We start from the raw sequence: 25,599 nt of genomic DNA, 5'->3' as shown, positions 1-25,599 counted from the left end.
TCAGACCTCCCCGTTCCGCGGTCCCCGCCGCCGCCCGCCGTCGGCGCCGTCGGCGACGGCCGCGCGCGCCCACGGCGTCAGCAGCCGCTGCACGCCGAGCAGGAGCAGGTCCGCGGCGACGGCGAGCAGGACGCACAGCAGGGAGGCGGTGAGCACCTGGGCCTTGAAGTTGCTGCTGACGGCCGGGGCGATGAGGTTGCCGAGGCCGCCCTTGCCGACGATGGAGCCGATGGTGGTCAGGGCGACGGTGGAGACGGTCGCGATCCGCACCCCGGCGAGCAGCGCGGGCATCGCGAGCGGGAGTTCGACCTGCCACAGCAGCCGGCCCGGCCCGTACCCCATGCCGCGGGCGGCCTCCCGCACCTCCTCGGGGACGGCCTCCAGCCCGGCGAGGGTGTTGCGGACCAGGATCGTCAGCGAGTACAGCACGAGGCCGGTGACGACGAGGGCGGCCGACAGCCCGAACAGCGGCAGCAGCAGCGAGAACATGGCCAGCGACGGGATCGTGTAGAGCAGGGTGGTGAGGCCGAGCACGGGCGCGGCCCAGCGCCGGCCCCGGCGGGCCAGCAGGGCGAGCGGCACGGCCACGGCGAGGCCGGTGAGGACGGAGGCCGCGGTGATCCACACGTGCTGGACGGCGGCGTCGGTGAGCTCCTCGGAGCGGGAGGCGACGTACTCCCAGCACAGCCAGTCGTTCGCCACCAGGCAGCCCTGCCCGGCCATCGCCCACCCCCTCACCTGCCGACTCTCGTACGCCCGTCCGGATCGGGCGTACTCCGCGACCCTATCCCCCGCTTCCCCGGATGGCCGGAACCATTCGCACAAGGGCAGCACTTCCGTCACATCCCGTCACGCGTCCGCGCCGCGGGTGCGCAAGGATGGCAGGGTGATCAGATTCGAGCACGTGACCAAGCGCTACGCCGATGGGACGACGGCCGTCGACGACCTCTCCTTCGAGGTGGCCGAGGGAGAACTGGTCACCCTGGTGGGCCCGTCGGGCTGCGGCAAGACGACCACCATGAAGATGGTGAACCGGCTGGTCGAGCCGACCTCCGGCCGGATCCTGCTCGGCGGCGAGGACATCGCGGCCGCCGACCCGGTGCAGCTGCGCCGCCGCATCGGCTACGTCATCCAGCAGGTCGGGCTCTTCCCGCACAAGACGGTGCTGGAGAACACGGCGACCGTCCCGCAGCTCGTCGGCACCCCGAAGGCCGCCGCCCGCGCCCGGGCCGCCGAACTCCTCGAACTCGTCGGCCTGGACCCGTCCGTGTACGGGGGCCGCTACCCCGCGCAGCTGTCGGGCGGGCAGCGCCAGCGCGTCGGGGTGGCCCGCGCGCTCGCCGCGGACCCGCCGGTGCTGCTGATGGACGAGCCGTTCGGCGCGGTGGACCCGGTGGTCCGCGAGCGCCTGCAGAACGAGTTCCTGGCCCTGCAGAAGACGGTGCGCAAGACGATCCTGCTGGTCACGCACGACCTGGACGAGGCGGTCCGGCTCGGCGACCGCATCGCCGTGTACGGGGCGGGCACCATCGAGCAGTTCGACCGCCCGGCCGCCGTGCTGGGCGCGCCCGCCAACGCGTACGTGGCCTCCTTCGTCGGCGCGGACCGCAGCCTGAAGCGGCTCGCCGTCACGCCCGTCCGGGCGGCGGACCTGGAGCCGGCGGCCGGGGGGCCGGCCCCGGCGGCCACCGTGCCGCTGGGGTCCTCGCTGCGTGAGGCGCTGGCCGCGCTGCTCCGGCAGGACGCGGGGCGGATCGGCGTGGCGGACCCGGAGTCGGGGCGGCTCGCGGGCGTCCTGACCCCGCAGGGCGTGCACCGGGCGCTGCGGCGTGCGGAGGCCGCGGAGACTGCGGAGACTGCGGAGTCCGGGCAGGCCGGGGAAGCCGGCGGGGCCGCGGACGCCGGGGTCCGCGGCGGCTCCTGACGCGGCGACGGGCCCCGGAGACACGGAAGACCGGCCGCGGGGGCCGGTCTCGTCCGGGGTGTGAAGGCGCCGCCCCGGTGCTCGCCGGGGCGGCGGTCAGGCCTGGATGCGGTTGCTCATCCACACCAGCATGGGCGGGATCTCGCGGCGCCAGGTGTTGAAGTTGTGGCCGCCGCTGTCGAGGATGATCGAGGAGACCCGGTCCGGTCCCTTCACCAGCTTGATGAACTTGCGGGTGTCCTCCAGGTTGGGCTCGCCCTGCTCGCTGCTGGTGACGAGGAACGAGGTGCCCGACGGCTGCCTGCGCTCCATGCTGTGCAGGATGTCGGCGCGCTTCCTCAGGTTCTCGTCGCCCTGGAACAGGTTGCCCGTGGTGGCGTCGTTCGGGGCCTCGTAGTACGCGGACAGGCCGGCCGCGGCGCCGAACGTCTGCGGGTAGTGGGCGGCGATCTTCAGGGCGCAGTAGCCGCCCGTGGAGTTGCCGATGAAGCCCATGTTCTCGGGCTTCTTGCCGACCCGGAAGGTGTTCTGGATCGCCTGGGGCAGGTCCTGCGCGAAGAAGGTCTCCGTCTGCGGGCCGCCGGGTATGTCGACGCACTCGGTGTCCCGCGGCGGCGCGACGGTCGGGCGCAGCATGACCAGGATCATCGGCTTCATCTTGCCCGCCTTGGCCTGCTTGAAGGCCGTCATCGGGTAGTTCAGCCCTTTGATCAGGTTCTCCGCAGTGCCCGGGTAGCCCGTCAGCACGACGGACGCCGGGAAGTTGGCGTCCTTGTGCTGCGGCTGGAAGTACTCCGGCGGCAGCCACACGTAGCCGGGGCTCGTGATCTTCGACTTCTCCCCGGTTATGGACACCTTGAGGATCTGGCCGCCCACCTGGGGCTGGGCGCCGCCCGGGACGTCGAGCTTCTGCTTGTCGACGACCTTGATGTCCTTGCTGCTCAGGGAGTGGTCGACGACCTTGCCGACGGAGGTCTCCCTGCCGAGCAGGTCCGCCCAGGAGCCGTAGAAGGAGAACGACTGGTTCGCCGCGAGGCCCACCGCCGCGAAGATCGCCAGCTGGGTGGCCAGCAGGAGGCCGATCCGGCCGAGCATCGCACGCCATGTGCGGCCCGAGAGCCGGGGCCAGAGGTAGACGGTGGCCGCGAAGAGCAGCACACCGGCGGCGACGGCCAGCGCCAGAACCGTGTTACTGGTGAGACCCATGAGCAGTCAGTCGACTTTCTGATGGCAGGACTGGATTTTCTCGGCGAAAGAGTGAACCCGCTCGGCCCGGGCGTCGTCCTAGGGGACGCACCACACTCCGGAGGCTGTCGTCGCGGCCTTCGGCCACATGATCTCTCGCGGAGCAACGGGAAGCGATGTCTAGCAGGATAGATGGCGATAAGTCGGGACAGGTTCCGAGCGGGGTGCGCCGAATCCTCCGCGGACCACGGCCTGAATCGGTCCCCGGGCTGGTGGGTACGGCCGTCACGATCGTCGGCCTCCTCGACATCGCCGCGGGCGTCTTCCCGCGGTTCAGGCACAGCCGGATCCACGCGGTCACCGAGGTGCTGCCCGGTTCGCTGGGCCCCTTCGCCGCCGCCCTGTCCATCAGCGCGGGCGTGCTCCTCCTCCTGCTCGCGCACGCCCTGAAGCGGCGCAAGCGCCGTGCCTGGCGGGCCGCCGTCGTCCTGCTGCCCGCGGGCGCCGTGGCGCAGTTCACGTACCGGCACTCGATCGCCGGCGTCGTCATCGCCGCACTGCTGCTGGCGCTCCTGCTGCGCCACCACGGCGAGTTCAAGGCGCTGCCCGACCCGCGCAGCCGCTGGAAGGCGCTGACCAACTTCGTGCTGATGAGCGCCGGCTCCATCGGCCTCGGCCTCGTCATCGTCAACTCCCACCCCGGCCGCGTCGTCGGCCGCCCGGGGATCTACGAGCAGATCACCCACGTGGTATATGGCCTGTTCGGCTTCGAAGGACCCGTGGATTACGCCGGACGGGTGTCCTGGACCGTCGGCTACTCCCTCGGCGCCCTCGGCATGCTGACCGCGCTCACCACCATCTACCTGGCCCTGCGCCCCGAGCACCCGGCCGCCCGCCTCACCGCCGACGACGAAGCCAGGCTGCGTGAACTCCTCGCCCGGCACGGCGGCCGCGACTCCCTCGGCCACTTCGCGCTGCGCCGCGACAAGGCCGTCGTCTTCTCCCCCAGCGGCAAGGCAGCCGTCACCTACCGCGTGGTCTCCGGCGTGATGCTCGCCTCCGGCGACCCCATCGGCGACGTCGAGGCCTGGCCCGGCGCCATCGAGCGGTTCATGGAGGAGGCCAAGGCCCACTCCTGGACCCCCGCCGTCATGGGGTGCAGCGAGACGGGCGGCGAGGTCTGGACCCGCGAGACCGGCCTGGACGCCCTGGAGCTCGGCGACGAGGCCATCGTCGACGTCAAAGACTTCTCCCTCACCGGCCGCGCCATGCGCAACGTCCGCCAGATGGTGAAGCGCATCGAGCGCAACGGCTACACCACCAAGGTCCGCCGCGTCGCCGACCTGACCGAGGAGGAGCTGGAGCAGGTCCGCGGCGCCGCCGAGGCCTGGCGCGGCACCGACACCGAGCGCGGCTTCTCCATGGCCCTGGGCCGGGTCGGCGACCCGGAGGACGGCGACTGCATCATCGCCACGGCCCACCGCACCGAGGAGGGCGACACCAGCCCCTTCGGCGACCTCAAGGCCATCCAGCACTTCGTGCCGTGGGGCAGGGACGGCATGTCGCTGGAGCTGATGCGCCGCGACCGCGCCGCCGACCCGGGCATGAACGAGCTGCTGATCGTCGCCTCCCTGGAGGCCGCCCCCTCCCTCGGCATCGAGCGGGTCTCCCTGAACTTCGCGATGTTCCGCTCCGCCCTGGCCCGCGGCGAGAAGATCGGCGCCGGACCGGTCCTGCGGATGTGGCGCAACCTGCTGGTCTTCCTCTCCCGCTGGTTCCAGATCGAGTCGCTGTACAAGTTCAACGCGAAGTTCCGCCCCCGCTGGGAGCCCCGCTTCGTCGTCTTCCGCAGCACCGGCGACCTGCCCCGCATCGGCTTCGCCGCCATGCAGGCCGAGGGCTTCGTGACGCTGGCCCTGCCGCGGCTCTTCGCCGCCCGCCGCCGCCCCAGGCCGGTGCGCGACTGCGCCCACGCCCACCTGCGGACCGCCGCCGCCCCGGCCAAGGCCCCGGAGCGCGAGGTCCAGGCGGCCTGACCTTCGCGGCTGCGCCGCAGCAGCCGTACGCACGGCCCGGCCCCGGTCCGCCCGGGGGCCGGGCTCCGTGTTTCCGGGGGCCGCGCACCCCCGCTCCCCGGGCCGGAAACCGCCCGGGCCGTGCCCGCAGCGGGGCAGCCCTACCCTGGGACCATGAACAACACGCACGGGGCCGTCGGCAGGGGCCAGGTCGCAGGCCTGCCGGAATGGGACCGCTGCGGGGTCATGGGCGTCGTCAACGTCACCCCCGACTCCTTCTCCGACGGGGGCCGCTTCTTCGACACCACCGCCGCCGTCAAGCGGGGCCTCGACCTCGTCGCCCACGGCGCCGACCTCGTCGACGTCGGCGGCGAGTCCACCCGCCCCGGCGCCACCCGCGTCGACGAGGAGGAGGAGCTGCGCCGCGTCGTCCCCGTGGTCCGCGGCCTCGCCTCCGAGGGCGTCACCGTCTCCGTCGACACCATGCGCGCCTCCGTCGCCGCCCGGGCCGTCGCGGCCGGCGCCCGCCTGGTCAACGACGTCAGCGGCGGCCTCGCCGACCCGGCGATGGTGCCCGCCGTCGCCGCTGCCGAGGTGCCCTTCGTCGTGATGCACTGGCGCGGCTTCAGCGCCGGCATGAACAGCCTCGCCGTCTACGGGGACGTCCTCGCCGAGGTCACCGCCGAGCTCCGCGACCGCATCGACGCCGTCGTCGCCGGAGGCATCGCCCCCGAGCGGCTCGTCGTCGACCCCGGGCTCGGCTTCGCGAAGAACGCCGAGCACGACCTGGCCCTCGTCGCCCACCTGCCCGAGCTGCGGGCCCTCGGCTTCCCACTGCTCGTCGCCGCCTCGCGCAAACGATTCCTCGGCCGGATCCTGGCCGGCGCCGCCGACGCCGCGCCCCCGCCGGCCCGCGAGCGCGACGCCGCCACCGCGGCCGTCTCCGCCATCGCCGCCCACCAGGGGGCCTGGGCCGTCCGGGTCCACGAGGTACGGGCCACGGCCGACGCGGTTCGGGTGGCCCGCGCCGTGGAAGGGGCTCTGTGACCGGTCCCGCGCCCGAGGCTCGAACCACCTGGAAAGGGGCAAGGTGAGCAGAACCGACATCGAAGCGGTCGAAGAGGTCAACACGGCTTTCTACGAGGCCATGGAGCAGGGGGACTTCGACACCATGTCGGCGCTCTGGCTGGAGGACGAGGTCTCCTGCGTGCACCCCGGGTGGCCCGTGCTGACCGGCCGCGGCGAGGTGCTGCGCTCGTACGCGCTGATCATGTCGCACACCGACTACATCCAGTTCTTCCTCACCGACACCAAGGTCGCCGTCCTGGGCGACACGGCCCTGGTGACGTGCACCGAGAACATCCTCAGCGGGGGCCCTGCCGAGGACGGCGGGGAACTCGGCCCGCTCGTCGGCCAGCTCGTCGTCGCCACGAATGTGTTCAGACGCACATCCGAGGGCTGGCGCCTGTGGTCCCACCACGGGTCCCCGGTCCTCGCGGACACCGACGAGGACGACGAGGAGGCCTCCGGCTGACCCCGAGGGCAGGCCGGGGGCCCGTTCGCAGGTAGATTCGACGGCGGACGACGCCGACCGCACTCGGCGCAGGCCCAAGGATCCGGGGAGTCCCGGACCGCAAGCACTACGAAGCAGGAGTGATTCGCGTGGATCGTGTCGCGCTGCGCGGCCTCAAGGCCCGCGGGCACCACGGCGTCTTCCCCCGGGAGCGCGAGGAAGGCCAGACCTTCATCGTCGACCTCGTGCTGCACATCGACACCCGCCCGGCCGCGGCGGACGACGACCTGGCGAAGACGGTCCACTACGGCGTCGTCGCCGAGGAGGTCGTCGCCGTGGTCGAGGGCGAGCCCGTCGACCTCATCGAGACCCTGGCGGAGCGGATCGCCCGGCAGTGCCTGAAGCACGACGCCGTCGCCGAGGTGGAGGTCGTCGTCCACAAGCCGGACGCGCCGATCACCGTCCCCTTCGACGACGTGACCATCACGATCACCCGGAGCCGCGCGTGAACAACGGACTGAACGCCCAGAGCGACCCGACCGTCCAGCCGGTCCCGGCGTCCGTCGTCGAAGCCGTCGACGCCGCCGACGTCACCCTGTCCAACCCGAAGTGGGCCGTCATCGCCCTCGGCTCCAACCTGGGCAACCGGATGGAGACCCTCCAGGGCGCCGTCGACGCCCTCGGCGACACCCCCGGCATCCGGGTCAAGGCCGTCTCGCCCGTCTACGAGACCGAGCCGTGGGGCGTCGAGCCCGGTTCGCAGCCCTCGTACCTGAACGCGGTGGCGCTGGTGAAGACGACCCTGCCGCCGTCCTCCCTGCTGGAGCGCGGCCACGCCATCGAGGAGGCCTTCGACCGCGTCCGCGAGGAGCGCTGGGGGCCCCGCACCATCGACGTCGACATCGTCGCGTACGCGGACGTCGTCTCCGACGACCCCGTCCTCACCCTGCCGCACCCGCGCGCCCACGAGCGGGCCTTCGTGCTGGCCCCCTGGCACGACGTCGACCCCGAGGCGCGGATCCCCGGCCGCGGGCCCGTCGCCGGCCTGCTGGACGGGCTCGGCCGGGGCGGCGTCACGCCGCGCCCCGACCTGGAACTCCGCCTCCCCGAGTAGTCGTTAGCCTGGTCACTGCCAGACTGCCGGGGGAACCGGCGCGAAAAGCGGGGAGCAGGCACGTGAAGCAACTGAAGCCGGCCGTCCTGGCGGGCATCTTCGCCGTGGCCGGGGTGCTGTCCTGGGCGGGCGCCCGGCTGTGGAACGCCTACGGCAGCCTGCCCGGCGTCCCCCTGGCGGCGCCCGTCGTGCTCGGGGTGATCGCCGTCGTGCTGCTCGCCACGGCGCTGTCGCTGCGCTCGCGGCTGAAGGCGCAGCGCGAGCGCCGCCCCGACGCGAAGGGCGTCGAGCCGCTGATGGCCGCCCGGGCGCTGGTCTTCGGGCAGGCCAGCGCGCTGGTCGCGGCGCTCGTCGCGGGAATGTACGGCGGCGTGGGCGTCTTCCTCCTCGCCGACGGCCTGGAGGTGCCCGCCCGCCGGGACCAGGCCTGGTACGCGGCGTTCTCGGTCCTCGCAGGCATCGCCGTCATCGCCGCCGCCCTGTTCCTGGAGCGCGTCCTGAAGCTCCCCGAGGACGACGACACCGCCCCGCCGCAGGCGCCCTCCCGGGCCTGACCGCCTCCGCGGCCCCGCCCGGCGGCCGCGGGCCACCGGGCGGCACACCCGCCCGCACACCGGCGGGCTGCGGCGTCAGCGGGCCATTATCAGGCTCATGGCCTCGCTGCGGGTGGCAGGGGCGCGGAGCTGGCCGCGGACCGCCGAGGTCGTCGTCTTCGCGCCCGGCTTGCGGATGCCGCGGACCGACATGCACATGTGCTCGGCCTCCACGACGACGATCGCGCCGCGCGCCTCCAGGATCTCCATCAGCGAGTCCGCGATCTGCGTGGTCAGCCGCTCCTGCACCTGCGGGCGCCGGGCGTAGACGTCGACGAGGCGGGCCAGCTTGGACAGCCCGGTGATCTTCCCGCTCTCCGCCGGGATGTACCCGACGTGGGCGACGCCGTGGAAGGGCAGCAGGTGGTGCTCGCAGAGGGAGACGATCTCGATGTCCTTGACCAGGACCATCTCGTCGTGCCCGAGGTCGAACGTCGTCGTCAGGACGTCCTCCGGCTTCTGCCACAGGCCCGCGAGGATCTCGCGGTAGGCCCGGGCCACGCGCGCCGGCGTCTCCAGGAGGCCTTCCCGGTCCGGGTCCTCGCCGACCGCCAGGAGCAGCTCGCGGACGGCCGCCTCGGCCCGCTTCTCGTCGAACACGCCGATCGTGCCCTCGCCGTCCAGGGTCACTGGGTCGGTCATCTGTGCCTCGTTCCTGTCCTCGATCACACGGGCATACGAAAATGCCGCGCCCCCCAGGCTAGAACCCGGGGGGCGCGGCATCCATTCCGGGGACCCGCCCCGGCCTGCGCCTACTCGGCGCGGTCCTCCGCGACGGGGTCCTTCTCGACCGACACGGCGGCCGAGGTGCCGTTCGCCGCGTTCGTCAGCTGGAGCTCCTTCGGCGAGAGCACCGGCGGGCGGGTCGACGGGGTGCGGTGCGCCGAGCCGGTCCAGGCCGGGCGGGCCGGGCGCTTGACCACCGTGGAGAAGATCTCGGCGATCTCCTCCTTGCCCAGGGTCTCCTTCTCCAGGAGGGCCAGGACCAGGTTGTCCAGGACGTCCCGGTTCTCGACCAGGATCTCCCAGGCCTCGTTGTGCGCGGTCTCGATGAGCTTCTTGACCTCTTCGTCGACCAGCGCCGCGACCTCTTCCGAGTAGTCCCGCTGGTGCGCCATCTCGCGGCCCAGGAACGGCTCGGTGTTGTCGCCGCCGAACTTGATCGCGCCGAGCCGCTCGGTCATGCCGTACTGGGTGACCATCGCGCGGGCCGTGGCCGTGGCCTTCTCGATGTCGTTCGCGGCGCCGGTGGTCGGGTCGTGGAAGACCAGCTCCTCCGCCGCGCGGCCGCCCAGCATGTAGGCCAGCTGGTCGAGCATCTCGTTGCGCGTGGTCGAGTACTTGTCCTCGTCCGGCAGGACCATGGTGTAGCCCAGGGCCCGGCCGCGGGACAGGATCGTGATCTTGTGGACCGGGTCGGAGTTCGGGGACGCCGCCGCCACCAGGGCGTGGCCGCCCTCGTGGTACGCGGTGATCTTCTTCTCCTTGTCGGACATGATCCGGGTCCGCTTCTGCGGGCCCGCCACGACGCGGTCGATCGCCTCGTCCAGCATGTGGTTGTCGATCAGCTTCTTGTCCGAGCGGGCCGTGAGCAGCGCGGCCTCGTTCAGCACGTTCGACAGGTCGGCACCGGTGAAGCCGGGGGTGCGCCGGGCGACGGCCGACAGGTCGACGTCCGGGGCGACCGGCTTGCCCTTCTGGTGGACCTTGAGGATCTCCAGGCGGCCCTGCATGTCCGGCCGGTCGACGGCGATCTGCCGGTCGAAGCGGCCCGGGCGCAGCAGCGCTGGGTCGAGGATGTCCGGGCGGTTCGTGGCGGCGATCAGGATGACGCCGCCCTTGACGTCGAAGCCGTCCATCTCGACGAGCAGCTGGTTCAGGGTCTGCTCGCGCTCGTCGTGGCCGCCGCCGAGGCCCGCACCGCGGTGCCGGCCGACGGCGTCGATCTCGTCGACGAAGACGATCGCCGGGGCGTTCGCCTTCGCCTGCTCGAACAGGTCGCGCACGCGGGAGGCGCCGACGCCGACGAACATCTCGACGAAGTCGGAACCGGAGATCGAGTAGAACGGGACGCCCGCCTCGCCGGCGACGGCACGCGCCAGCAGGGTCTTGCCCGTGCCGGGCGGGCCGTAGAGCAGGACGCCCTTGGGGATCTTCGCGCCGACGGCCTGGAACTTGGCCGGCTCCTGCAGGAACTCCTTGATCTCGTGGAGCTCCTCGACGGCCTCGTCCGATCCGGCGACGTCCGCGAAGGTCGTCTTCGGGGTGTCCTTGGTGATGAGCTTGGCCTTCGACTTGCCGAAGTTCATCACCCGGGAGCCGCCGCCCTGCATCTGGTTCATCAGGAACAGGAAGACGACGACGATGAGGACGAAGGGCAGGAGCGAGAGCAGCACGCTCAGGAAGGGGCTGGTCTTGTCCGGGGCGACGGAGTACCCGTCGGGGATCTGACCTGCTTCGTACTTGGTCTGGAGGCTCTGGGCGAGCTGCACGCCCTGGTCTCCGATGTAGTTGGCCTGGAACTTCGTCCCGGACTTGTCGCCGAGCTTCTCGTTCTTCTTCAGGTCAATCTTGATCATCTGGCTGTCGCCGGTGGTCAGGCGCGCCTGCTCCACCTGGCCACTGTTGATCGCCTTGATGACCTCGCTGGTGTCCACCGACTTGTAGCCGCCGCCTGAGCTGACGACGTTCATCAACACGACCACGGCGAGGACGGCCAGCACGATCCACATGACCGGCCCACGGAAGTATCGCTTCACGTCCATCCATACGGGACGCAAGGCGCCCCGTCCCTCCTGCCCGTAGGTAAATGCTGCTGTGAGTAAAGACTGTTCTTCGGAATGTACCCCTGAATTGTCACCCGCGGCCCCGTGGGACGGCTGACAGAACTGCTTTCCCCTGCTTCAACGGCGGGGGGCGGCCGGGGGTTCCCCGGCGGGGACCCCCGTCGGAGGCCCCGCGCAGGAGGTGCGTCAGCCGCCGTAGACGTGCGGGGCGAGAGTGCCGACGAACGGCAGGTTGCGGTACTTCTCGGCGTAGTCGAGGCCGTAGCCGACGACGAACTCGTTCGGGATGTCGAAGCCGACCCACTTCACGTCGATGGCGACCTTCGCGGCGTCGGGCTTGCGCAGCAGGGTGACGACCTCCAGGGAGGCCGGCTGGCGGGAGCCCAGGTTCGACAGCAGCCAGGACAGCGTCAGGCCGGAGTCGATGATGTCCTCGACGATCAGGACGTGCTTGTCCTTGATGTCGGTGTCCAGGTCCTTGAGGATCCGCACCACACCCGAGGACTGGGTGCCGGCGCCGTACGAGGACACCGCCATCCAGTCCATGGTGAGCGGGGTGGACAAGGCGCGCGCCAGGTCCGCCATCACCATCACCGCGCCCTTGAGGACGCCGACGATGAGCAGGTCCTTGCCCGCGTACTCCGCGTCGATCTTCGCGGCCAGCTCGGCCAGCTTCGCGTCGATCTCTTCCTTGGTGATGAGCACCGACGCCAGGTCGCTGCCCATGTCCTTCTCGTCCACCCGCATCACTTTCGTTGTCGGCCGGGACCCCGGGGGCGACCCCGGAGGACTCAGCCGTGTTTCAGCACCTATCAGCCCTGCCGGATGACAAGTCTGCCACCCTGGCGCCGGGCCTCCACCCGGCCGGGCAGGTTGATGGCGCCCTGGCCCCGCCATCCGGTGATCAGCCGGTCGACTTCCTCGATGTGGCGGGCGAAGAGGGAGCCGGCCGGGGAGCCCGCCGCGACGACGGCCCGGCGCAGCACGCGGCGGCGGACGGCCGGGGGCAGGGCGTAGAGCTTGGCGCACTCCAGCCGTCCGTCGTCGTCGCGTACGCCGGCCTCGGCCTCGGCCGCCCAGGCGTCGAGGGCGTCCGCGTCGTCGCGGGAGAGCTGGGCGGTGCGGGCGAGCGCCTCGACGACGCCCTTGCCGAGGGCCTTCTCCAGGGCGGGCAGCCCCTCGTGCCGCAGCCGGGAGCGGGTGTAGGCGGGGTCGATGTTGTGCGGGTCGTCCCACACGGGCAGCGACTGCACCATGCACGCCTTGCGGGCGGTCTGCCGGTCGACCTGGAGGAAGGGGCGGCGGTAGCGGTGGGTGCGGCCGGGGGCGCCGTGTCCGCCGGGACCGGCGGAGACCTCGGGCATCCCGGACAGCGACCGGATGCCGGAGCCGCGGGCCAGCCCCAGCAGGACGGTTTCCGCTTGATCGTCCCGGGTGTGGCCGAGCAGCACGGCTGCGGCGCCGAACCGGTTCGCGGCGTCGTCCAGGGCGGCGTAGCGGGCGTCGCGGGCCGCGGCCTCGGGGCCGCCCTCGCGGCCGACGCGCACGGTGACCGCCTCGACCGGGTCCAGGCCCAGGGCGGCCATGCGGGTGGCGACCTCGGCCGCGCGCAGGTCGGAGCCCGGCTGGAGGCCGTGGTCGATGGTGACGCCGCCGGCCCGGATGCCCAGCTTGGGCGCCTCGAAGGCGAGGGCCGAGGCGAGGGCCATGGAGTCGGCGCCGCCGGAGCAGGCGACGAGGACGAGCGGCGGGCTGCCTGCCCCGGGCGCCGGGAGGAGCGCGCCCCGGCCGGCGCCGCCGCGGACGGGGGCGGGCCGTTCGGCGAGGTCGGTCAGGACGTCGTGGAGAACGCGGCGGACCGCCAGGCGTATCGCCGCGACCGCAGGATGGGGACCCATGTCCGGTGCCCTTCGGTGGAGTTTCGTCAGATGCCGTGGGAGGCCGGGAGCGGCCTCCGCGGGATGGGCGGTTGTCACTCAGAGTGCGTCGATGGTGACAGAACCGAGCCGTCCTCCGAGCATCGCACGCCCTTCAACGCCCCACGGTCCCTCGGACGGGTGACGCTCGTTCCCCCCGGGCGACAGGTTTACGCCTGCCGGGTCACTCCCCTTCGCCCGGTTCGCCGCCCCTGCCGTGCACGCGGGCCACCCAGTCCGCGGGCCGGGCGATCTCCGCCTTGGTCGGCAGCGTGTTGGGGGAGGTCCACACCCGGTTGAAGCCGTCCATGCCGACCTGCCCGACGACGGCCCGTACGAAGCGCTCGCCGTCGCGGTACTGGCGCAGCTTGGCGTCCAGGCCGAGGAGCTTGCGCAGCGCGGCATCCAGCCGGCCGGCGCCGGTGGCGCGGCGCTGCTGGAACTTCTCGCGGATCTCGGCGACGGACGGCACCACGTCGGGGCCGACCCCGTCCATCACGTAGTCGGCGTGGCCCTCCAGCAGGGACATCACGGCGGTGAGGCGGCCCAGCACCTCGCGCTGCTCGGGCGTCTGGACGAGTTCGACGAGGGTGCGGCCCTCGTCGCCGCGCTCGGCGTCGGGGCGGGCCCCGGCAAAGGCCTGGGCGGCCTCGCGCAGCCGCTCCAGGAGGGCGGCCGGGTCCATCTCGGTGGCGCCGAGGAAGCTCTGGATCTCCGCTTCGAGGTGGTCGCGCAGCCAGGGCACGGCCGTGAACTGGGTGCGGTGCGTCTCCTCGTGCAGGCAGACCCACAGCCGGAAGTCGTGGGGGTGCACGTCCAGCTCGCGCTCGACGTGGACGACGTTGGGGGCGACGAGGAGCAGCCGGCCGCCGGCGGCGGCCCCGGAGCCGCGGGAGAGGTCGCGCTCCAGGGGCGCGAAGGTCTCGTACTGGCCGAGCACGCGGGAGGCGAGGAAGCTCAGCAGCATGCCGAGCTCGACGCCGGTGACCTTGCCGCCGACGGCGCCGAGGACGCCGGCGCCGGGGGTGCCGGCGCGGCGGTCCTGCATCTTGCCGAGCAGCGGGGCGAGGAGTTCGCGGAAGCCGGCCACGTTGGCCCGGACCCAGCCGGCCCGGTCGACGACCAGGACCGGGGTGTCGGGGACCTCCGCGCCCTCGGGGATCATGCGGGTGAACCCGCGCACGTGGCGCTCCGAGGTCCTCGCGTGCCGGCGCAGCTCCGCCACCACGGCCCGGGCCTCGTCGCGCGTGACCTCCGGACCCGGCCGGACCAGCCGCGTCGCGGTCGCCACCGCGAGGTTCCAGTCGACCATCTCGGCACCACCGATGCTCGTCATGCGTCAACGGTACGTGGACCCGGGCCGCTGCGGATCCCCCGCGCAGCCGCCGGTGTCCGCGGGGCACCGCCCTAGCGGGCGGCGGCGACGGCCGCGGCGAGCCGGTCGAGGCGCTTCTCCGCGGCGGGGCCGTCGGGGGCCTCGGCGCTGAGGAACGCGAAGGCGAGCAGCCGCCCGGAGGAGTCCACGACGGTGCCCGCGAGGGCGTTCACCCCGGTGAGGGTGCCGGTCTTGGCGCGGACGAGGCCGGCCGCCGGGGAGTCGCCCGCGTTGCGGGCCCGCAGCGTGCCGGTGAACCCGGCGACCGGCATCCCCGTCAGGAGGGGCCGCAGCTCGGGGTGGTCCGGGTCGGCGGCCTTGGCCAGGATCCCGGTGAGCAGGCTCCCGGTGAGGCGGTCGGCGCGGTTCAGGCCGCTGCCGTCGGCGAAGCGCGAGCCGGCCGTGTCCAGGCCGAGGGAGGCGAGCCGGTCGGCGACGGCCTTCTCGGCGCCCTCGAAGCCGGCGGGCCGGCCGGAGGCGAGGGCGGTCTGCCGGGCGAGCGCCTCGGCGATGTCGTTGTCGCTGTGGGTCAGCATCCGCTCGACGAGCCCGGAGACGGGGGTGGAGAGGGTGACGGCGAGCGGCTGGGTGCCCGCGGCGGGCCTGGCCCGGGCGGGTTCGCCGGTGACGGTGATGCCGCGTTCCGCCAGGAGGGCGGCGAAGGAGCGGGCGGTGTGGGCGGCGGGGTCCTCGATGCGCGCCACGGGCCCGGAGACGGAGTCGTCGGGCCGGGCCTCGTCGGCCATGAGGGGGCTCACGAGGGCGAGGTTGCCGTTGACGCCGATCGGGTGCCGGGCCGGGCCGGTGAAGAGGCTGTCGTCGTAGCCGAGGGCGACCCTGTCCCGGCCGGTGGCCCTGAGGGCCTGGGCGGTGTCGGCGGCGAGCGCGACGAGGCTGCCGCCGGAGCCGGCCGGGGGCTTCTTCTTCGCGGTGAGGGAGGGGTCGCCGCCGCCGACGAGGACGATCTGCCCGGGGTCGGTGCCGGGGGCGACGGTGGTGCGGATGCGGTGGTCGGGGCCGAGGGCGGTCAGCGCCGCTGCCGCCGTGGCGATCTTGGTGGTGGAGGCGGGGGCCATGGGCCGGCCGTGCCCCGACTCGAACAGGACGCGACCCGTGGCGGTGTCCACGACGGAGGCGGTACGGGCGCTGCCGAGCGCGGGGTCGTCCAGCAGCGGCCGCAGCGCCTCGGCGAGCCCGGCGGGCTCCGCGGCACCTGCCGCGCCGGCGGCCTGCGCAAGGCCCGGGCCGATGCCGGCGAGCACGCCGGGGGCGCTCGGCGCGGGCTGCGGCAGGGGCGGCGCGGCGTGATCTGCGCCACCCGCCGGTTCCCAGGAGGCGGCCCTGTCCCGCTCGGCCTTACGCTGACCGGAGTCCCAAGGACCGGCCGCGGACACCGCGGCCACCGACAGGGCGAGACCGGCGGCGGTCGACCCCGCGATGAGCTGCCACGTCTTGACCAGAGGCACCTCGCACCAGCCCCTTTCGCGATCACGTATGTGCGTGAGGGACACTTAACCACTGCGTCTTGCCGCGAGCATGGCACCCCACCCGGCAGGGCTGGGCCCGGACGCGCTATCACTCGAGCAACGAAGCTGATCATGGAGGAGCAGGACGTGGAGTTCGACGTCACCATCGAGATCCCCAAGGGTTCGCGGAACAAGTACGAGGTGGACCACGAGACCGGCCGGATCCGCCTGGACCGTCGCCTGTTCACCTCCACCAGCTACCCGACGGACTACGGCTTCGTCGAGAACACCCTGGGCGAGGACGGCGACCCGCTGGACGCGCTGGTCATCCTGGACGAGCCCACCTTCCCGGGCTGCCTGATCAAGTGCCGCGCCATCGGCATGTTCCGCATGACCGACGAGGCGGGCGGCGACGACAAGCTGCTGTGCGTGCCGGCCTCCGACCCGCGCGTGGAGCACCTGCGCGACATCCACCACATCTCCGAGTTCGACCGCCTGGAGATCCAGCACTTCTTCGAGGTCTACAAGGACCTGGAGCCGGGCAAGTCGGTCGAGGGCGCCAACTGGGTCGGCCGCGCCGAGGCCGAGGCCGAGATCGAGCGCTCCTTCAAGCGCCTGCAGGAGCAGGGCGGCCACTGAGGCCGCTCCGGCCCGCCCCGGCGGGCCGGTGAGGGCTCCCGCGAGCCCCTGCCCCGTCCGAGGCGGGCGGCGCCCCACCGGGTGCCGCCCGCCTCGGCGTTTCCCCGGGGCGCGGGCCCGTGGTCGCCCCGGACGAAACCGTTCCGCATACTGATACCCGGGCCGGCCAGGGACGGGAGGACGCGTGGCGGAGGCCGAGGGATCCGGGGACGAAGAGGACCGGAAGCCGCAATCCGACGAGGCGCACAGCGCCTTCTCCCCGCCGCCCGGCGCCGGACCGGAGCCGTTCGGCGACGACCAGCCGACCTCCGAGTTCACGGTGCCCGAGGGGCTGCCCCTGCCGCCGCCGGAGCCCCCGGAGGGCTCGGCGTTCGCACCGCCCTCCACCTACAGCGCCCAGCACTCCCCGCCTGCGTACGTGCACGGCCCCGGGCTGCCGCTCGCGCGGACGACCGAGTCGCCCTGGCAGGACCGGATGCGCACCATGCTGCGCATGCCGGTGGACGTGCGACCCGTCCCCGAGCCCGTGCAGCGGCACGGCGAGGCGGGGCCCGCCGTCGGCCGCGTCCTCGACCTGACCCTGCGCATCGGCGAACTGCTGCTCGCCGGCGGCGAGGGCGCCGAGGACGTGGAGGCCGCGATGTTCGCGGTGGCCCGCAGCTACGGGCTGGACCGCTGCGAGCCGACCGTCACGTTCACCATGCTGTCGATCAGCCACCAGCCGTCGCTGGTGGGCGACCCCGTCTCGGCGAGCCGGACCGTACGCCGCCGCGGTACGGACTACAACCGGCTCGCGGCCGTCTTCCGGCTCGTGGCCGACATCAGCTCCCCCGAGGCCGAGGTGACGCTGGAGGAGGCCTACCGGCGCCTCGCGGAGATCCGCCGCAACCGCCACCCGTACCCGACCTGGGTGCTCACCGCGGCCACCGGCCTGCTGGCCGGCGCCGCCTCCGTCCTCGTCGGCGGCGGCGTGATCGTCTTCTTCGCAGCCGCGATCGGCGCCATGCTCGGCGACCGGCTCGCCTGGCTGTGCGCGGGCCGCGGGCTGCCGGAGTTCTACCAGTTCGTCGTCGCCGCGATGCCGCCCGCGGCACTCGGCGTGGGACTTGCCCTGACCGAGCTCGACGTCCTCGCCTCGGCGGTGATCACCGGCGGGCTGTTCGCGCTGCTGCCCGGACGGGCGCTGGTCGCGGCCGTGCAGGATGGCCTGACCGGCTTCTACATCACCGCGTCGGCCCGCCTGCTGGAGGTCATGTACCTCTTCATCGGCATCATCATGGGCGTCCTGGTGGTGCTCTACCTCGGGCTCCAACTGGGCGCGGCGCCCCGGCCCGAGGAGGCCCTGCAGATCACCCAGCGGCCGCTGATCCAGATCGCGGCCTCGATGGTGCTGGTGTTCACGTTCGCGATCCTGCTCCAACAGGAACGTTCCACCGTGTGGATCGTGACCCTCAACGGGGGTGTCGCCTGGGTGACCTTCGGCGCCCTGCACTACGCAGGCGGGATCCCGCCGGTGCCCTCCACCGCCGTCGCCGCCGGGCTCGTCGGCCTCTTCGGGCAGCTCTTCTCGCGCTACCGCTTCGCCTCGGCCCTGCCGTTCGTCACCGCCGCGATCGGACCGCTGCTGCCCGGCTCGGCCACGTACTACGGGCTGCTGCTCATCGCCGAGGACGAGCTCAACCGCGGCCTGGGCTCGCTCACCAAGGCCGCCGCCATCGCGCTGGCCATCGCCATCGGCGTGAACCTCGGGCAGGAGGCATCGCGGCTCTTCATGCGGATCCCGGGGGCCGCCAGCGCAGCCCGCCGCCGCGCCGCGGCCAAGCGCACCCGCGGGTACTAGCCAGGGCCTGCGTTGAGTTGCCCCGTGGAGCAAGGAGCGGCGCCCAGCACGCACCGGAACAACGAAGCGGCGCCCCGCGGACCGCTGCGGGTCCGCGGGGCGCCGTACCGGGCCGTGGGGCCCGCGCCGTGCCGTCGGGAGGGTCAGCGCTTGGCGTGGCGCCGGCGCTCGCCCTGGCTGCCGCCCGGACCGCTCTGGCCGGGGAGCTCGGCCGCCGCCCTGCTCTCCTTGCGGGCCTTCAGGACCTCGACGACGACCGGGATGACGGAGACGAGGACGATGCCGACGAGGATCGGCTCGATGTTCTCCTTGATGAAGTCGATCTGGCCGAGCCAGTAGCCCGCGACCGTGATGCCGGTGCCCCAGGCGATGCCGCCGATCACGTTGTACGTGAGGAAGGTGCGGTACTTCATGGAGCCGGCGCCGGCGACCATCGGGGCGAAGGTGCGGATGATCGGGACGAACCGGGCGAGCACGATGGCCTTGGGGCCGTGCTTCTCCATGAACTCGTGCGCCTTGTCCAGGTTCTCCCGCTTGAACAGCTTGGAGTTCGGCCGGTTGAAGAGCTTCGGGCCGAAGTACTTGCCGATCATGTAGCCGACCTGGTCGCCGACGATCGCCGCGATCGTGATCAGGGTGCACACGAGCCACAGCGGCTGCTTGATGTACTCGCCGTTGGCGACGAGCAGGCCCGCGGTGAACAGCAGGGAGTCACCCGGGAGGAACGCGAACAGTCCTGATTCCGCGAAAACGATGACCAGGATGCCGATCAGACCGAAGTGCGAGATCAGATAGTCCGGGGACAGCCATTCGGGGCCGAGCGCAAGCGTGTACACGGGTGCCGGTCTCTCCTGGATCGGGGGGCGTCCGCGGATGAAGGGGGTGGAGCGGACGGAGGGGATCGTCTCAATTATCAACGCTCACGGCCACCACCCGGTTCCAGGTACCGGATGGCGGCCGTGTGCGATCAGGCGGGATCAGGCGCGGCGGACGGCGTTGGCGATGATGGCGTCCCGGAGGAACACCGCCAGACCGGGACGCACCGTGTCGTAGAAGGCAGTGAAGCGCTCGTCGGCCACGTACATCTCCCCGAGGCAGGTGTGCATCTCGTAGGGGCAGGTGTAGTGGTTGCGCTCGATCCAGCCCCGGTGCTCCTCCGCCAGGTCCATGGCCTGCTCGGACTCCGGGTCGGCCCCGGCGTCCAGCAGCGCGGCCAGGCGCCGGTTGAGGTCCTCCCCCTCGGCCATGATCCGCTTCCAGTCGTCCTTGGTGTAGGACGCCGCCCTGCGGGCCGACTCCCGGTAGGCCTCGGTGCCGCCCCAGCGCTGCTCGGCCTCCTCGGCGTACTGGTCCGGGTCGTGGGACCCGAACACCTCGAACTTCTCCTCGGGCGTGAGGTTGATGCCCATTCTGTTCGCCTCCATGGCTTGCTCCACGGCCTTGGCCATCTGCTGGAGCCGGGCGATCCGGTCGGACAGGAGGGAGTGCTGCCGGCGCAGGTGCTCCCTCGGGTCCGAGTCCGGATCGTCCAGCAGGACCGCGACCTCTTCCAGGGGGAAGCCGAGCTCCCGGTAGAACAGGATCCGCTGCAGCCTGTCGAGGTCGGCGTCGTCGTACCGCCGGTGCCCCGCACTGCTGCGGCTGCCCGGCGAGAGCAGGCCGATCTCGTCGTAGTGGTGCAGGGTGCGCACCGTCACCTTGGCGAACGCGGCGACCTGGCCCACGGAGTAGCTCATGGCTTCCGCCCTTTCTCTCGCCTTCGACTCTCCCCCCTCACGCCGCGTGAGGTGCAAGCCGGCGCGGCCGGGGCCGCGCCGGAGGCCGTCCGGGAGCCGGGCGGGGAGCGGGTCAGGAGGCGGGCGGGAGCGGGTCAGGAGGCGGGCGCGCCGTCCTCGGCCCGGGCGCGGGCCACGAGCTCGAACGCGGTCGCGCCGTCCAGGGACTCCCGGATGATGTCGGCGTGGCCCGCGTGGCGGGCGAACTCCTCCACCAGGTGCAGCAGCAGCCACCGCATCGACACCCGGGCGTCCTTGGGGAACCAGGGCGTCTCCGGCAGGGGGAAGGTGGCGTCGAGGTCGGGCAGCTCGCGGATGAACTTCTCCAGCTCCGCGGTGACGCCGTCCCAGAAGGCGAGGATCTCGGGGATGGTCTCGGTGCCGACGAGGCGGAAGCTGTCGCCCCAGCTCTCCGCGCTCTGCTGGCGCTCGTTGGTCTGCTGCTGCGCCAGCCGCAGCCAGTTGAACTCGACCTCGGCGCTGTGCTTGGCCAGTCCGGACAGCGAGAGCCCGCTCGCGCTCGGGTGGCTCGCCGCCTGCTCCTCGGTCAGGCCGAGGAGCGCGCGGCGGAGTCCGGCGCGCTGGGCCTCGACGTAGGACAGGAGCGCGCCGCGCTCGTCGCCGTGAGCCTCGGGCGTGACGAAAGTGGGCATGGACCTACCGCCTTCTGTGCCGTGTGCCGTCCTGCTGACACCCACCACGTTAGGCTCCGATGCGGTCAGGACGTGTCCTATTTGACGAGGCCGGGGGCGGCCGCGCGCGTCAGGATCCGTTGTCCGGGCGGATCGCGGGAAGCTCCGTCATGGGCTTGGGCAGGAGGGCCTTCGACAGGTCCTGGGCGCCCTTCTCGTCGAGCCCGTACATCGCCTCGTAGATCTTGCGGACGGCCGGTCCGGAGGCGCCCGAGCCGGTGCCGCCCTGGGAGATCGTCATCACGATCGCGTAGTCCTCGGTGTACGAGGCGAACCAGGAGGTGGTCTGCTTGCCGTGCACCTCGGCGGTGCCCGTCTTGGCGTGCATCGGGATCTGCTTCTGCGGCCAGCCGCCGAAGCGCCAGGCCGCGCTGCCGGAGGTGACGACCGACTCCAGGGCGGCGTCCACGTCCTTGAGCAGCTTGGCGTCCATGGGGAGCCGGCCGCGCTCCTTGGGTGCGATTTCCTCGACGGAGGTGCCGTCCGCGCTGACGACGGCCTTGCCGATGCTGGGCTGGTGCAGCGTGCCGCCGTTGGCGAGGGCCGCGTACACGGAGGCCATCTGCAGGGGCGTGACGAGGGTGTCGCCCTGGCCGATGGAGTAGTTGATCGCGTCGCCCTCGCGCAGCTGGTTGCCCTGGCGGCAGTTCTCGTAGGCGATCCGCTCGGCGAAGGTGCCGTTCTTCTTGCCGTCGCGGCACCAGGCGGCCTTGTTGGCCTCGAAGAAGTCCTTCTTCCACTGCCGGTCGGGGACGCGGCCGCCGACCTCGTTGGGCAGGTCGACGCCGGTCGGCTTGCCCAGGCCGAACTGGTGGGCCGTCTTCAGGAACCAGTCGGCGGGGTCCTTCTTCGGGTTGATCCCCCCGTCCTTCTTCCACTCCCTGTCGGCGAGGTAGTAGTAGACGGTGTCGCAGGAGACCTCCAGGGCGCGGCCGATGGTGATGTCGCCGTATCCCTGGGACTCGAAGTTGGTGAAGGTCTGCCCGCCGACCGAGTAGGAGCTGGGGCAGGGGTAGCGGGCGTTGAAGGGGTAGCCGGCGTTGACGGCGGCGGTCGAGGTGACGACCTTGAAGATGGAGCCGGGGGCGGCCACGCTCTGGATCCCCCGGTTCAGGAGCGGGTAGTTGGAGTCCTTGTCGGTGAGGGCCGCGTAGTCCTTGGCGGAGATGCCGCCGACCCAGGCGTTCGGGTCGTAGGTCGGGTTGGACGCCATGGCGACGATCCGGCCCGTCTTGGCCTCCATGACGACGACGGCGCCGGAGTCGGCCTCGTAGTTGCGGTGCGTGTTGCGGTCGTAGCCCTTGCGGGCCTCGATCATCGCGTTGTTCAGCTCGCGCTCGGCGACCGCCTGCACGCGGGCGTCGATGGAGGTGACGATGTTCGAGCCGGGGGTGGGCTTGTCCGCCTTGGCCAGGCCGATGACCCGGCCGAGGTTGTCGACCTCGTAGCGGGTGATGCCCGCCTTGCCTCGCAGCTCCTTGTCGTACGTGCGCTCCAGGCCGGAGCGGCCGACCTGGTCGGAGCGCAGGTAGGGCGAGTCGGTCTTCTTCGCCTTGGCGATCTCGGCGTCGGTGACGGGCGAGAGGTAGCCGAGGACCTGGGAGGTGTTGGCGCCGTCGGGGCCGGCGTAGCGGCGTACGGCGGTCGGCTCGGCCGTGATGCCGGGGAACCGCTCGGCGTGCTCCCTTATCTCCAGCACCTGCTCGGTGGTCGCCTCGTCGGTGATCGGGATCGGCTGGTACGGCGAACCGTTCCAGCACGGCTTGGGGGTCTTGGCGTCGCACAGCCGCACGCTGTTGACGACGTCGTCCGGGTTCAGGCCGAGGACGCCCGCGAGGCGGGTGAGGACCTCCTTGCCCCTGTCCTTCATCTTGCTCAGCTCGGTGCGGCTGGCGGAGACCACCATGCGGGTCTCGTTGTCGGCGAGGGGGACGCCGCGGGCGTCGAGGATCGAGCCGCGCACGGCGGGCTGGACGACCTGCTGGACGTGGTTGTTCTTCGCCTCGTCCGTGTACTCGTCGCCGTTGCGGATCTGGAGGTACCACAGGCGGCCGCCGAGGGTGAGCAGCAGCGAGAAGACGACCACCTGGATGACCACCAGGCGGTTCTGGACCCGGGGCGTCCGCCCCGTCTCCGGAATGTTGCTCACGTGAGGACTCCCCCGAAACGCTGCCCGCCGCCGACTCCGCCGAGTCTAAGGCGGGCGGGGGTCAGAGGGGGAAGGTGCTCCTGCCGTGCTGCACGGAGATCCACTTCTGGGTGGTGAAGGCCTCGACGGTCGACTCGCCGTTCAGCCGGCCCAGGCCGGAGGCCTTCTCCCCGCCGAACGCGGCCAGCGGCTCGTCGCCGATGGTCGAGTCGTTGACGTGGATCATGCCGGTCTCGATGCGCTCGGCGAAGCGGATGCCGCGCTCGACGTCACGCGTGTGGACGGCGCCGCTCAGGCCGTACGGGGTGGCGTTCGCCATGCGGACGGCCTCCTCCTCGCCGTCGAAGACCATCAGCAGGGCGACCGGGCCGAAGATCTCCTGCGTGAGCAGCGGGGAGTCCTCGGGGATGCCCGTGAGCACGGTCGGCTCGACGAGGTTGCCGCGCGTGGCGCCGCGGACGAGCGCCCGGGCGCCGGAGGCGACGGCGCGGTCGACGAGCGCGGTGAGGGCCTCCGCCTGGAAGGAGTTGATCAGCGGCCCGATGTGGGTGTCGGCCTCGCGGGGGTCGCCGGTGCGCAGGGCGCGCACGCGGGCGGTGAACCTGTCGGTGAACTCCTCGGCGATGCGGGTGTCGACCAGGATCCGGTTGGCGGCCATGCAGACCTGGCCCTGGTAGACGAAGCGGCTGAAGACGGCCGCCTCGACGGCGTAGTCGATGTCGGCGTCGTCGAGGACGACGAGGGCGCTGTTGCCGCTGAGCTCCAGGACGGTGCGCTTGAAGTGGCGGGCGGCGACAGCGCCGACGTGCCGTCCGACGCGGTCGGAGCCGGCGAAGGAGATCACCTTCGGGACGGGGTGGGTCAGGAGGGCGTCGCCGATCTCGGCGATGTCCGTGACGAGGACGCTCAGCAGCCCGGCGGGCAGGCCGGCCTCCTCGAAGATGCGGGCGATGACGCCGCCGCCGACCACGGGCGCGTTCTGGTTGGGCTTGACGACGACGGCGTTGCCGAGGGCGAGCGCCGGGGCGGCCGACTTCATGGTGACGAGGAAGGGGAAGTTGAAGGGGCTGATGACGGTGACGACGCCGACGGGGAGGCGCTGGACGCGGCTCTCCTTGCCCGGGACGGGCGAGGTGAGGATCCGGCCCTCGGGGCGTACGGCGAGCTGCATCGCCTCGCGGATGAACTCCTTGGCGAGGTGGATCTCGTACTCGGCCTTGGGACGCGTCCCGCCGAGCTCGTCGATCATCGCCTCGACGATCTCCTTCTCGCGCTCCTCGGTGATCCGCAGGGCCCGCTCCAGGACGGCGCGTCTCGCGTAGGGGCTGGTGGCGGCCCACTCGCGCTGCGCGCGCTCGGCGGCCCGGTAGGCCTGGTCCACCTGCTCGACGGTGGCCACGGTGATGGCGGCGAGCTTCTCCCCGTTGTACGGGTTGACGTCGATGATGTCCCAGGAGCCGTTGCCGGCCAGCCAGGTGCCGTCGATGTACTGGTGAGCCAGGTCCTCGAATATGGACATGCCATCCCTTACTGCGAGCGCGCACCCGGGCGCTGCACCCGAGACCGTTCGGTCATGCACTGATCAGACGTCATAGTACGTGCGGATCAAGACAGTTGGAGGAGGCCGCGCAGAAGATCCCGGGTCTGGCCGGGGTCCGGGCAGTCGGCCTGGAGCCGCTCCATCGCCCGCTCGTACTGCGCCACTTCCTCGTCCTTGTCCAGGTAGAGGGCGCTGGTGAGCTGTTCCAGATAGACGATGTCCTGGAGGTCGGACTCGGGGAACCGCAGCAGGGTGAAGGCCCCGCTCTCGCCGGAGTGGCCGCCGAAGGAGAACGGCATCACCTGGAGCTGCACGTTCGGCCGCTGCGAGACCTCGATCAGGTGCTCCAACTGGCCCCGCATGACGTCCCGGCCGCCGTACGGGCGGCGCAGCGCGGCCTCGTCGAGCACGGCGTGGAAGACGGGGGCGTTCTCGGAGACGAGGACCTTCTGCCGCTCCAGGCGCAGCGCGACGCGGCGCTCGATCTCCGCCTTGCCGGCGCCGGGCATGCCGCGGCTGACGACGGCGTGCGCGTAGGCCTCGGTCTGGAGGAGGCCGTGCACGAACTGCACCTCGTAGATGCGGATGAGGGACGCCGCCCCCTCCAGGCCGATGTAGGTCTGGAACCAGCCGGGCAGCACGTCGCCGTAGCTGTGCCACCAGCCCGCCGCGTTGGCCTCGCGGACGAGGCCCAGGAGGGACTCGCGCTCGGTGCCGTCCGTGACCCCGTAGAGCGTGAGGAGGTCTTCGACGTCCCTTGCCTTGAAGCTCACCCTTCCCAACTCCAAGCGGCTGATCTTCGATTCGGATGCGCGGATCGAGTAGCCGGCCGCCTCACGGGTGATGCCGCGGGATTCTCGGAGTCGCCTGAGCTGTGAGCCCAGGAGGATGCGGCGCACCACGGAACCGCCTGCTTCTGCGGTCACTAGTCCTGCCCTCCCCATCGCCATGGATACGCGTGGTCTGCGCGTGTGTGCTGCATCGCTGGGCCCCCGTGTCCCCAGGGCTCGCAGTCTGCCACCAAAACGCATCGGCCCGTACTCGTTCTGTAACGGAATCCGGGCTGCCGTAGAAGAA

At 72.0% G+C, this 25,599-nt stretch carries 23 protein-coding genes; 9 read left to right on the top strand and 14 right to left on the bottom strand.

Annotated features, from left to right (window positions below; all coding sequences use genetic code 11):
• On the bottom strand, positions 1–723 hold the full coding sequence (locus C0216_RS01805; RefSeq protein ID WP_114053553.1) for an ABC transporter permease: 723 nt from the start codon (positions 721–723) through the stop codon (positions 1–3).
• A gap of 163 nt (positions 724–886) precedes the next feature.
• Here C0216_RS01805 and C0216_RS01800 point away from each other — a divergent pair, with 163 nt between their 5' ends.
• The gene (locus tag C0216_RS01800; RefSeq protein WP_114053552.1) at positions 887–1,924 is read left to right on the top strand and encodes an ABC transporter ATP-binding protein; all 1,038 of its coding nucleotides are present in this window, start codon (positions 887–889) and stop codon (positions 1,922–1,924) included.
• Positions 1,925–2,020: 96 nt separating this feature from the next.
• Here the strand turns inward: C0216_RS01800 and C0216_RS01795 are convergent, their stop codons facing one another.
• Positions 2,021–3,130, bottom strand: coding sequence for an alpha/beta hydrolase (locus C0216_RS01795; RefSeq protein ID WP_114053551.1), 1,110 nt, complete (start codon positions 3,128–3,130; stop codon positions 2,021–2,023).
• Positions 3,131–3,285: 155 nt separating this feature from the next.
• Between C0216_RS01795 and C0216_RS01790 the strand changes: the two genes are divergently transcribed.
• The 6 genes from C0216_RS01790 (at position 3,286) to C0216_RS01765 (ending at position 8,305) form a co-directional block, all read left to right on the top strand.
• Complete coding sequence (locus C0216_RS01790) at positions 3,286–5,145, top strand: phosphatidylglycerol lysyltransferase domain-containing protein (RefSeq protein ID WP_114053550.1); 1,860 nt, start codon at positions 3,286–3,288, stop codon at positions 5,143–5,145.
• A gap of 225 nt (positions 5,146–5,370) precedes the next feature.
• Entirely contained in the window at positions 5,371–6,171 is an 801-nt protein-coding gene (gene folP, locus C0216_RS01785) for a dihydropteroate synthase (RefSeq protein WP_114058391.1), read from the top strand.
• A gap of 43 nt (positions 6,172–6,214) precedes the next feature.
• Positions 6,215–6,658: a nuclear transport factor 2 family protein gene (locus C0216_RS01780; RefSeq protein WP_114053549.1), complete on the top strand. Its 444-nt coding sequence runs from the start codon at positions 6,215–6,217 to the stop codon at positions 6,656–6,658.
• Between the two features lie 128 nt (positions 6,659–6,786).
• Positions 6,787–7,146 carry a dihydroneopterin aldolase gene (folB, locus tag C0216_RS01775; protein WP_350205391.1) on the top strand — a complete coding sequence of 120 codons (360 nt, stop codon included), beginning with the start codon at positions 6,787–6,789 and terminating at the stop codon, positions 7,144–7,146.
• Entirely contained in the window at positions 7,143–7,751 is a 609-nt protein-coding gene (gene folK, locus C0216_RS01770) for a 2-amino-4-hydroxy-6-hydroxymethyldihydropteridine diphosphokinase (RefSeq protein ID WP_114053547.1), read from the top strand. The genes folB and folK overlap by 4 nt, the downstream gene beginning before the upstream one ends.
• A gap of 62 nt (positions 7,752–7,813) precedes the next feature.
• Positions 7,814–8,305 carry a DUF3180 domain-containing protein gene (locus C0216_RS01765; RefSeq protein ID WP_114053546.1) on the top strand — a complete coding sequence of 164 codons (492 nt, stop codon included), beginning with the start codon at positions 7,814–7,816 and terminating at the stop codon, positions 8,303–8,305.
• Between the two features lie 75 nt (positions 8,306–8,380).
• Here the strand turns inward: C0216_RS01765 and folE are convergent, their stop codons facing one another.
• The 6 genes from folE to dacB all read right to left on the bottom strand — a co-directional run bounded on the left by folE (position 8,381) and on the right by dacB (position 15,887).
• Positions 8,381–8,986 carry a GTP cyclohydrolase I FolE gene (gene folE / locus C0216_RS01760; RefSeq protein WP_114053545.1) on the bottom strand — a complete coding sequence of 202 codons (606 nt, stop codon included), beginning with the start codon at positions 8,984–8,986 and terminating at the stop codon, positions 8,381–8,383.
• A 110-nt stretch (positions 8,987–9,096) separates the two neighbouring features.
• Complete coding sequence (ftsH, locus tag C0216_RS01755; protein ID WP_114053544.1) at positions 9,097–11,109, bottom strand: ATP-dependent zinc metalloprotease FtsH; 2,013 nt, start codon at positions 11,107–11,109, stop codon at positions 9,097–9,099.
• 207 nt (positions 11,110–11,316) lie between these two features.
• Positions 11,317–11,877 (bottom strand): hypoxanthine phosphoribosyltransferase, encoded by a 561-nt coding sequence (gene hpt, locus C0216_RS01750; RefSeq protein ID WP_114053543.1) that lies wholly within the window; start codon positions 11,875–11,877, stop codon positions 11,317–11,319.
• Positions 11,878–11,942: 65 nt separating this feature from the next.
• Complete coding sequence (gene tilS / locus C0216_RS01745; protein ID WP_114053542.1) at positions 11,943–13,028, bottom strand: tRNA lysidine(34) synthetase TilS; 1,086 nt, start codon at positions 13,026–13,028, stop codon at positions 11,943–11,945.
• A 202-nt stretch (positions 13,029–13,230) separates the two neighbouring features.
• Positions 13,231–14,382 carry a zinc-dependent metalloprotease gene (locus tag C0216_RS01740; RefSeq protein WP_114053541.1) on the bottom strand — a complete coding sequence of 384 codons (1,152 nt, stop codon included), beginning with the start codon at positions 14,380–14,382 and terminating at the stop codon, positions 13,231–13,233.
• A gap of 71 nt (positions 14,383–14,453) precedes the next feature.
• On the bottom strand, positions 14,454–15,887 hold the full coding sequence (dacB, locus tag C0216_RS01735; protein WP_246042268.1) for a D-alanyl-D-alanine carboxypeptidase/D-alanyl-D-alanine endopeptidase: 1,434 nt from the start codon (positions 15,885–15,887) through the stop codon (positions 14,454–14,456).
• Positions 15,888–16,034: 147 nt separating this feature from the next.
• On the opposite strand from dacB, the gene C0216_RS01730 reads away from it, so the two are divergent.
• Together C0216_RS01730 and C0216_RS01725 are read left to right on the top strand one after the other, a co-directional pair.
• Positions 16,035–16,526: an inorganic diphosphatase gene (locus C0216_RS01730; protein WP_114058390.1), complete on the top strand. Its 492-nt coding sequence runs from the start codon at positions 16,035–16,037 to the stop codon at positions 16,524–16,526.
• 184 nt (positions 16,527–16,710) lie between these two features.
• Positions 16,711–18,366 (top strand): threonine/serine ThrE exporter family protein, encoded by a 1,656-nt coding sequence (locus C0216_RS01725; RefSeq protein WP_114053539.1) that lies wholly within the window; start codon positions 16,711–16,713, stop codon positions 18,364–18,366.
• Between the two features lie 143 nt (positions 18,367–18,509).
• Here the strand turns inward: C0216_RS01725 and C0216_RS01720 are convergent, their stop codons facing one another.
• The 6 genes from C0216_RS01720 to C0216_RS01695 form a co-directional block, all read right to left on the bottom strand.
• On the bottom strand, positions 18,510–19,202 hold the full coding sequence (locus C0216_RS01720) for a DedA family protein (RefSeq protein ID WP_114053538.1): 693 nt from the start codon (positions 19,200–19,202) through the stop codon (positions 18,510–18,512).
• Positions 19,203–19,343: 141 nt separating this feature from the next.
• Entirely contained in the window at positions 19,344–20,102 is a 759-nt protein-coding gene (locus C0216_RS01715; protein ID WP_114053537.1) for a MerR family transcriptional regulator, read from the bottom strand.
• A 134-nt stretch (positions 20,103–20,236) separates the two neighbouring features.
• Positions 20,237–20,794, bottom strand: coding sequence for a DinB family protein (locus C0216_RS01710; RefSeq protein WP_114053536.1), 558 nt, complete (start codon positions 20,792–20,794; stop codon positions 20,237–20,239).
• A 109-nt stretch (positions 20,795–20,903) separates the two neighbouring features.
• Complete coding sequence (mrdA, locus tag C0216_RS01705) at positions 20,904–22,982, bottom strand: penicillin-binding protein 2 (protein ID WP_114053535.1); 2,079 nt, start codon at positions 22,980–22,982, stop codon at positions 20,904–20,906.
• Positions 22,983–23,043: 61 nt separating this feature from the next.
• A complete protein-coding gene (locus C0216_RS01700; protein WP_114053534.1) occupies positions 23,044–24,501 on the bottom strand; it encodes an aldehyde dehydrogenase family protein in 1,458 nt (485 codons plus the stop codon).
• 86 nt (positions 24,502–24,587) lie between these two features.
• Positions 24,588–25,466: a helix-turn-helix domain-containing protein gene (locus C0216_RS01695; protein ID WP_114058389.1), complete on the bottom strand. Its 879-nt coding sequence runs from the start codon at positions 25,464–25,466 to the stop codon at positions 24,588–24,590.
• Between the last annotated feature and the right edge of the window lie 133 nt (positions 25,467–25,599).

Source organism: Streptomyces globosus (assembly GCF_003325375.1).
GTDB classification, from domain to species: Bacteria; Actinomycetota; Actinomycetes; order Streptomycetales; family Streptomycetaceae; genus Streptomyces; species Streptomyces globosus_A.
The sequence above is the reverse complement of the archived record's forward strand: the minus strand, read 5'-3'. Positions and strand labels throughout refer to the sequence as shown.

Excerpts from the sequence above, each read along its gene's own strand:
- C0216_RS01710 (WP_114053536.1), bottom strand. The coding sequence starts at position 20,794 with ATGCCCACTTTCGTCACGCCCGAGGCTCACGGCGACGAGCGCGGCGCG.
- C0216_RS01805 (WP_114053553.1), bottom strand. The coding sequence starts at position 723 with ATGGCCGGGCAGGGCTGCCTGGTGGCGAACGACTGGCTGTGCTGGGAG.
- C0216_RS01700 (WP_114053534.1), bottom strand. The coding sequence starts at position 24,501 with ATGTCCATATTCGAGGACCTGGCTCACCAGTACATCGACGGCACCTGG.
- C0216_RS01795 (WP_114053551.1), bottom strand. The coding sequence starts at position 3,130 with ATGGGTCTCACCAGTAACACGGTTCTGGCGCTGGCCGTCGCCGCCGGT.
- hpt (WP_114053543.1), bottom strand. The coding sequence starts at position 11,877 with ATGCGGGTGGACGAGAAGGACATGGGCAGCGACCTGGCGTCGGTGCTC.
- C0216_RS01695 (WP_114058389.1), bottom strand. The coding sequence starts at position 25,466 with ATGGGGAGGGCAGGACTAGTGACCGCAGAAGCAGGCGGTTCCGTGGTG.
- C0216_RS01715 (WP_114053537.1), bottom strand. The coding sequence starts at position 20,102 with ATGAGCTACTCCGTGGGCCAGGTCGCCGCGTTCGCCAAGGTGACGGTG.
- folP (WP_114058391.1), top strand. The coding sequence starts at position 5,371 with ATGGGCGTCGTCAACGTCACCCCCGACTCCTTCTCCGACGGGGGCCGC.
- C0216_RS01790 (WP_114053550.1), top strand. The coding sequence starts at position 3,286 with ATGTCTAGCAGGATAGATGGCGATAAGTCGGGACAGGTTCCGAGCGGG.
- folE (WP_114053545.1), bottom strand. The coding sequence starts at position 8,986 with ATGACCGACCCAGTGACCCTGGACGGCGAGGGCACGATCGGCGTGTTC.
- C0216_RS01740 (WP_114053541.1), bottom strand. The coding sequence starts at position 14,382 with ATGACGAGCATCGGTGGTGCCGAGATGGTCGACTGGAACCTCGCGGTG.
- ftsH (WP_114053544.1), bottom strand. The coding sequence starts at position 11,109 with ATGGACGTGAAGCGATACTTCCGTGGGCCGGTCATGTGGATCGTGCTG.
- tilS (WP_114053542.1), bottom strand. The coding sequence starts at position 13,028 with ATGGGTCCCCATCCTGCGGTCGCGGCGATACGCCTGGCGGTCCGCCGC.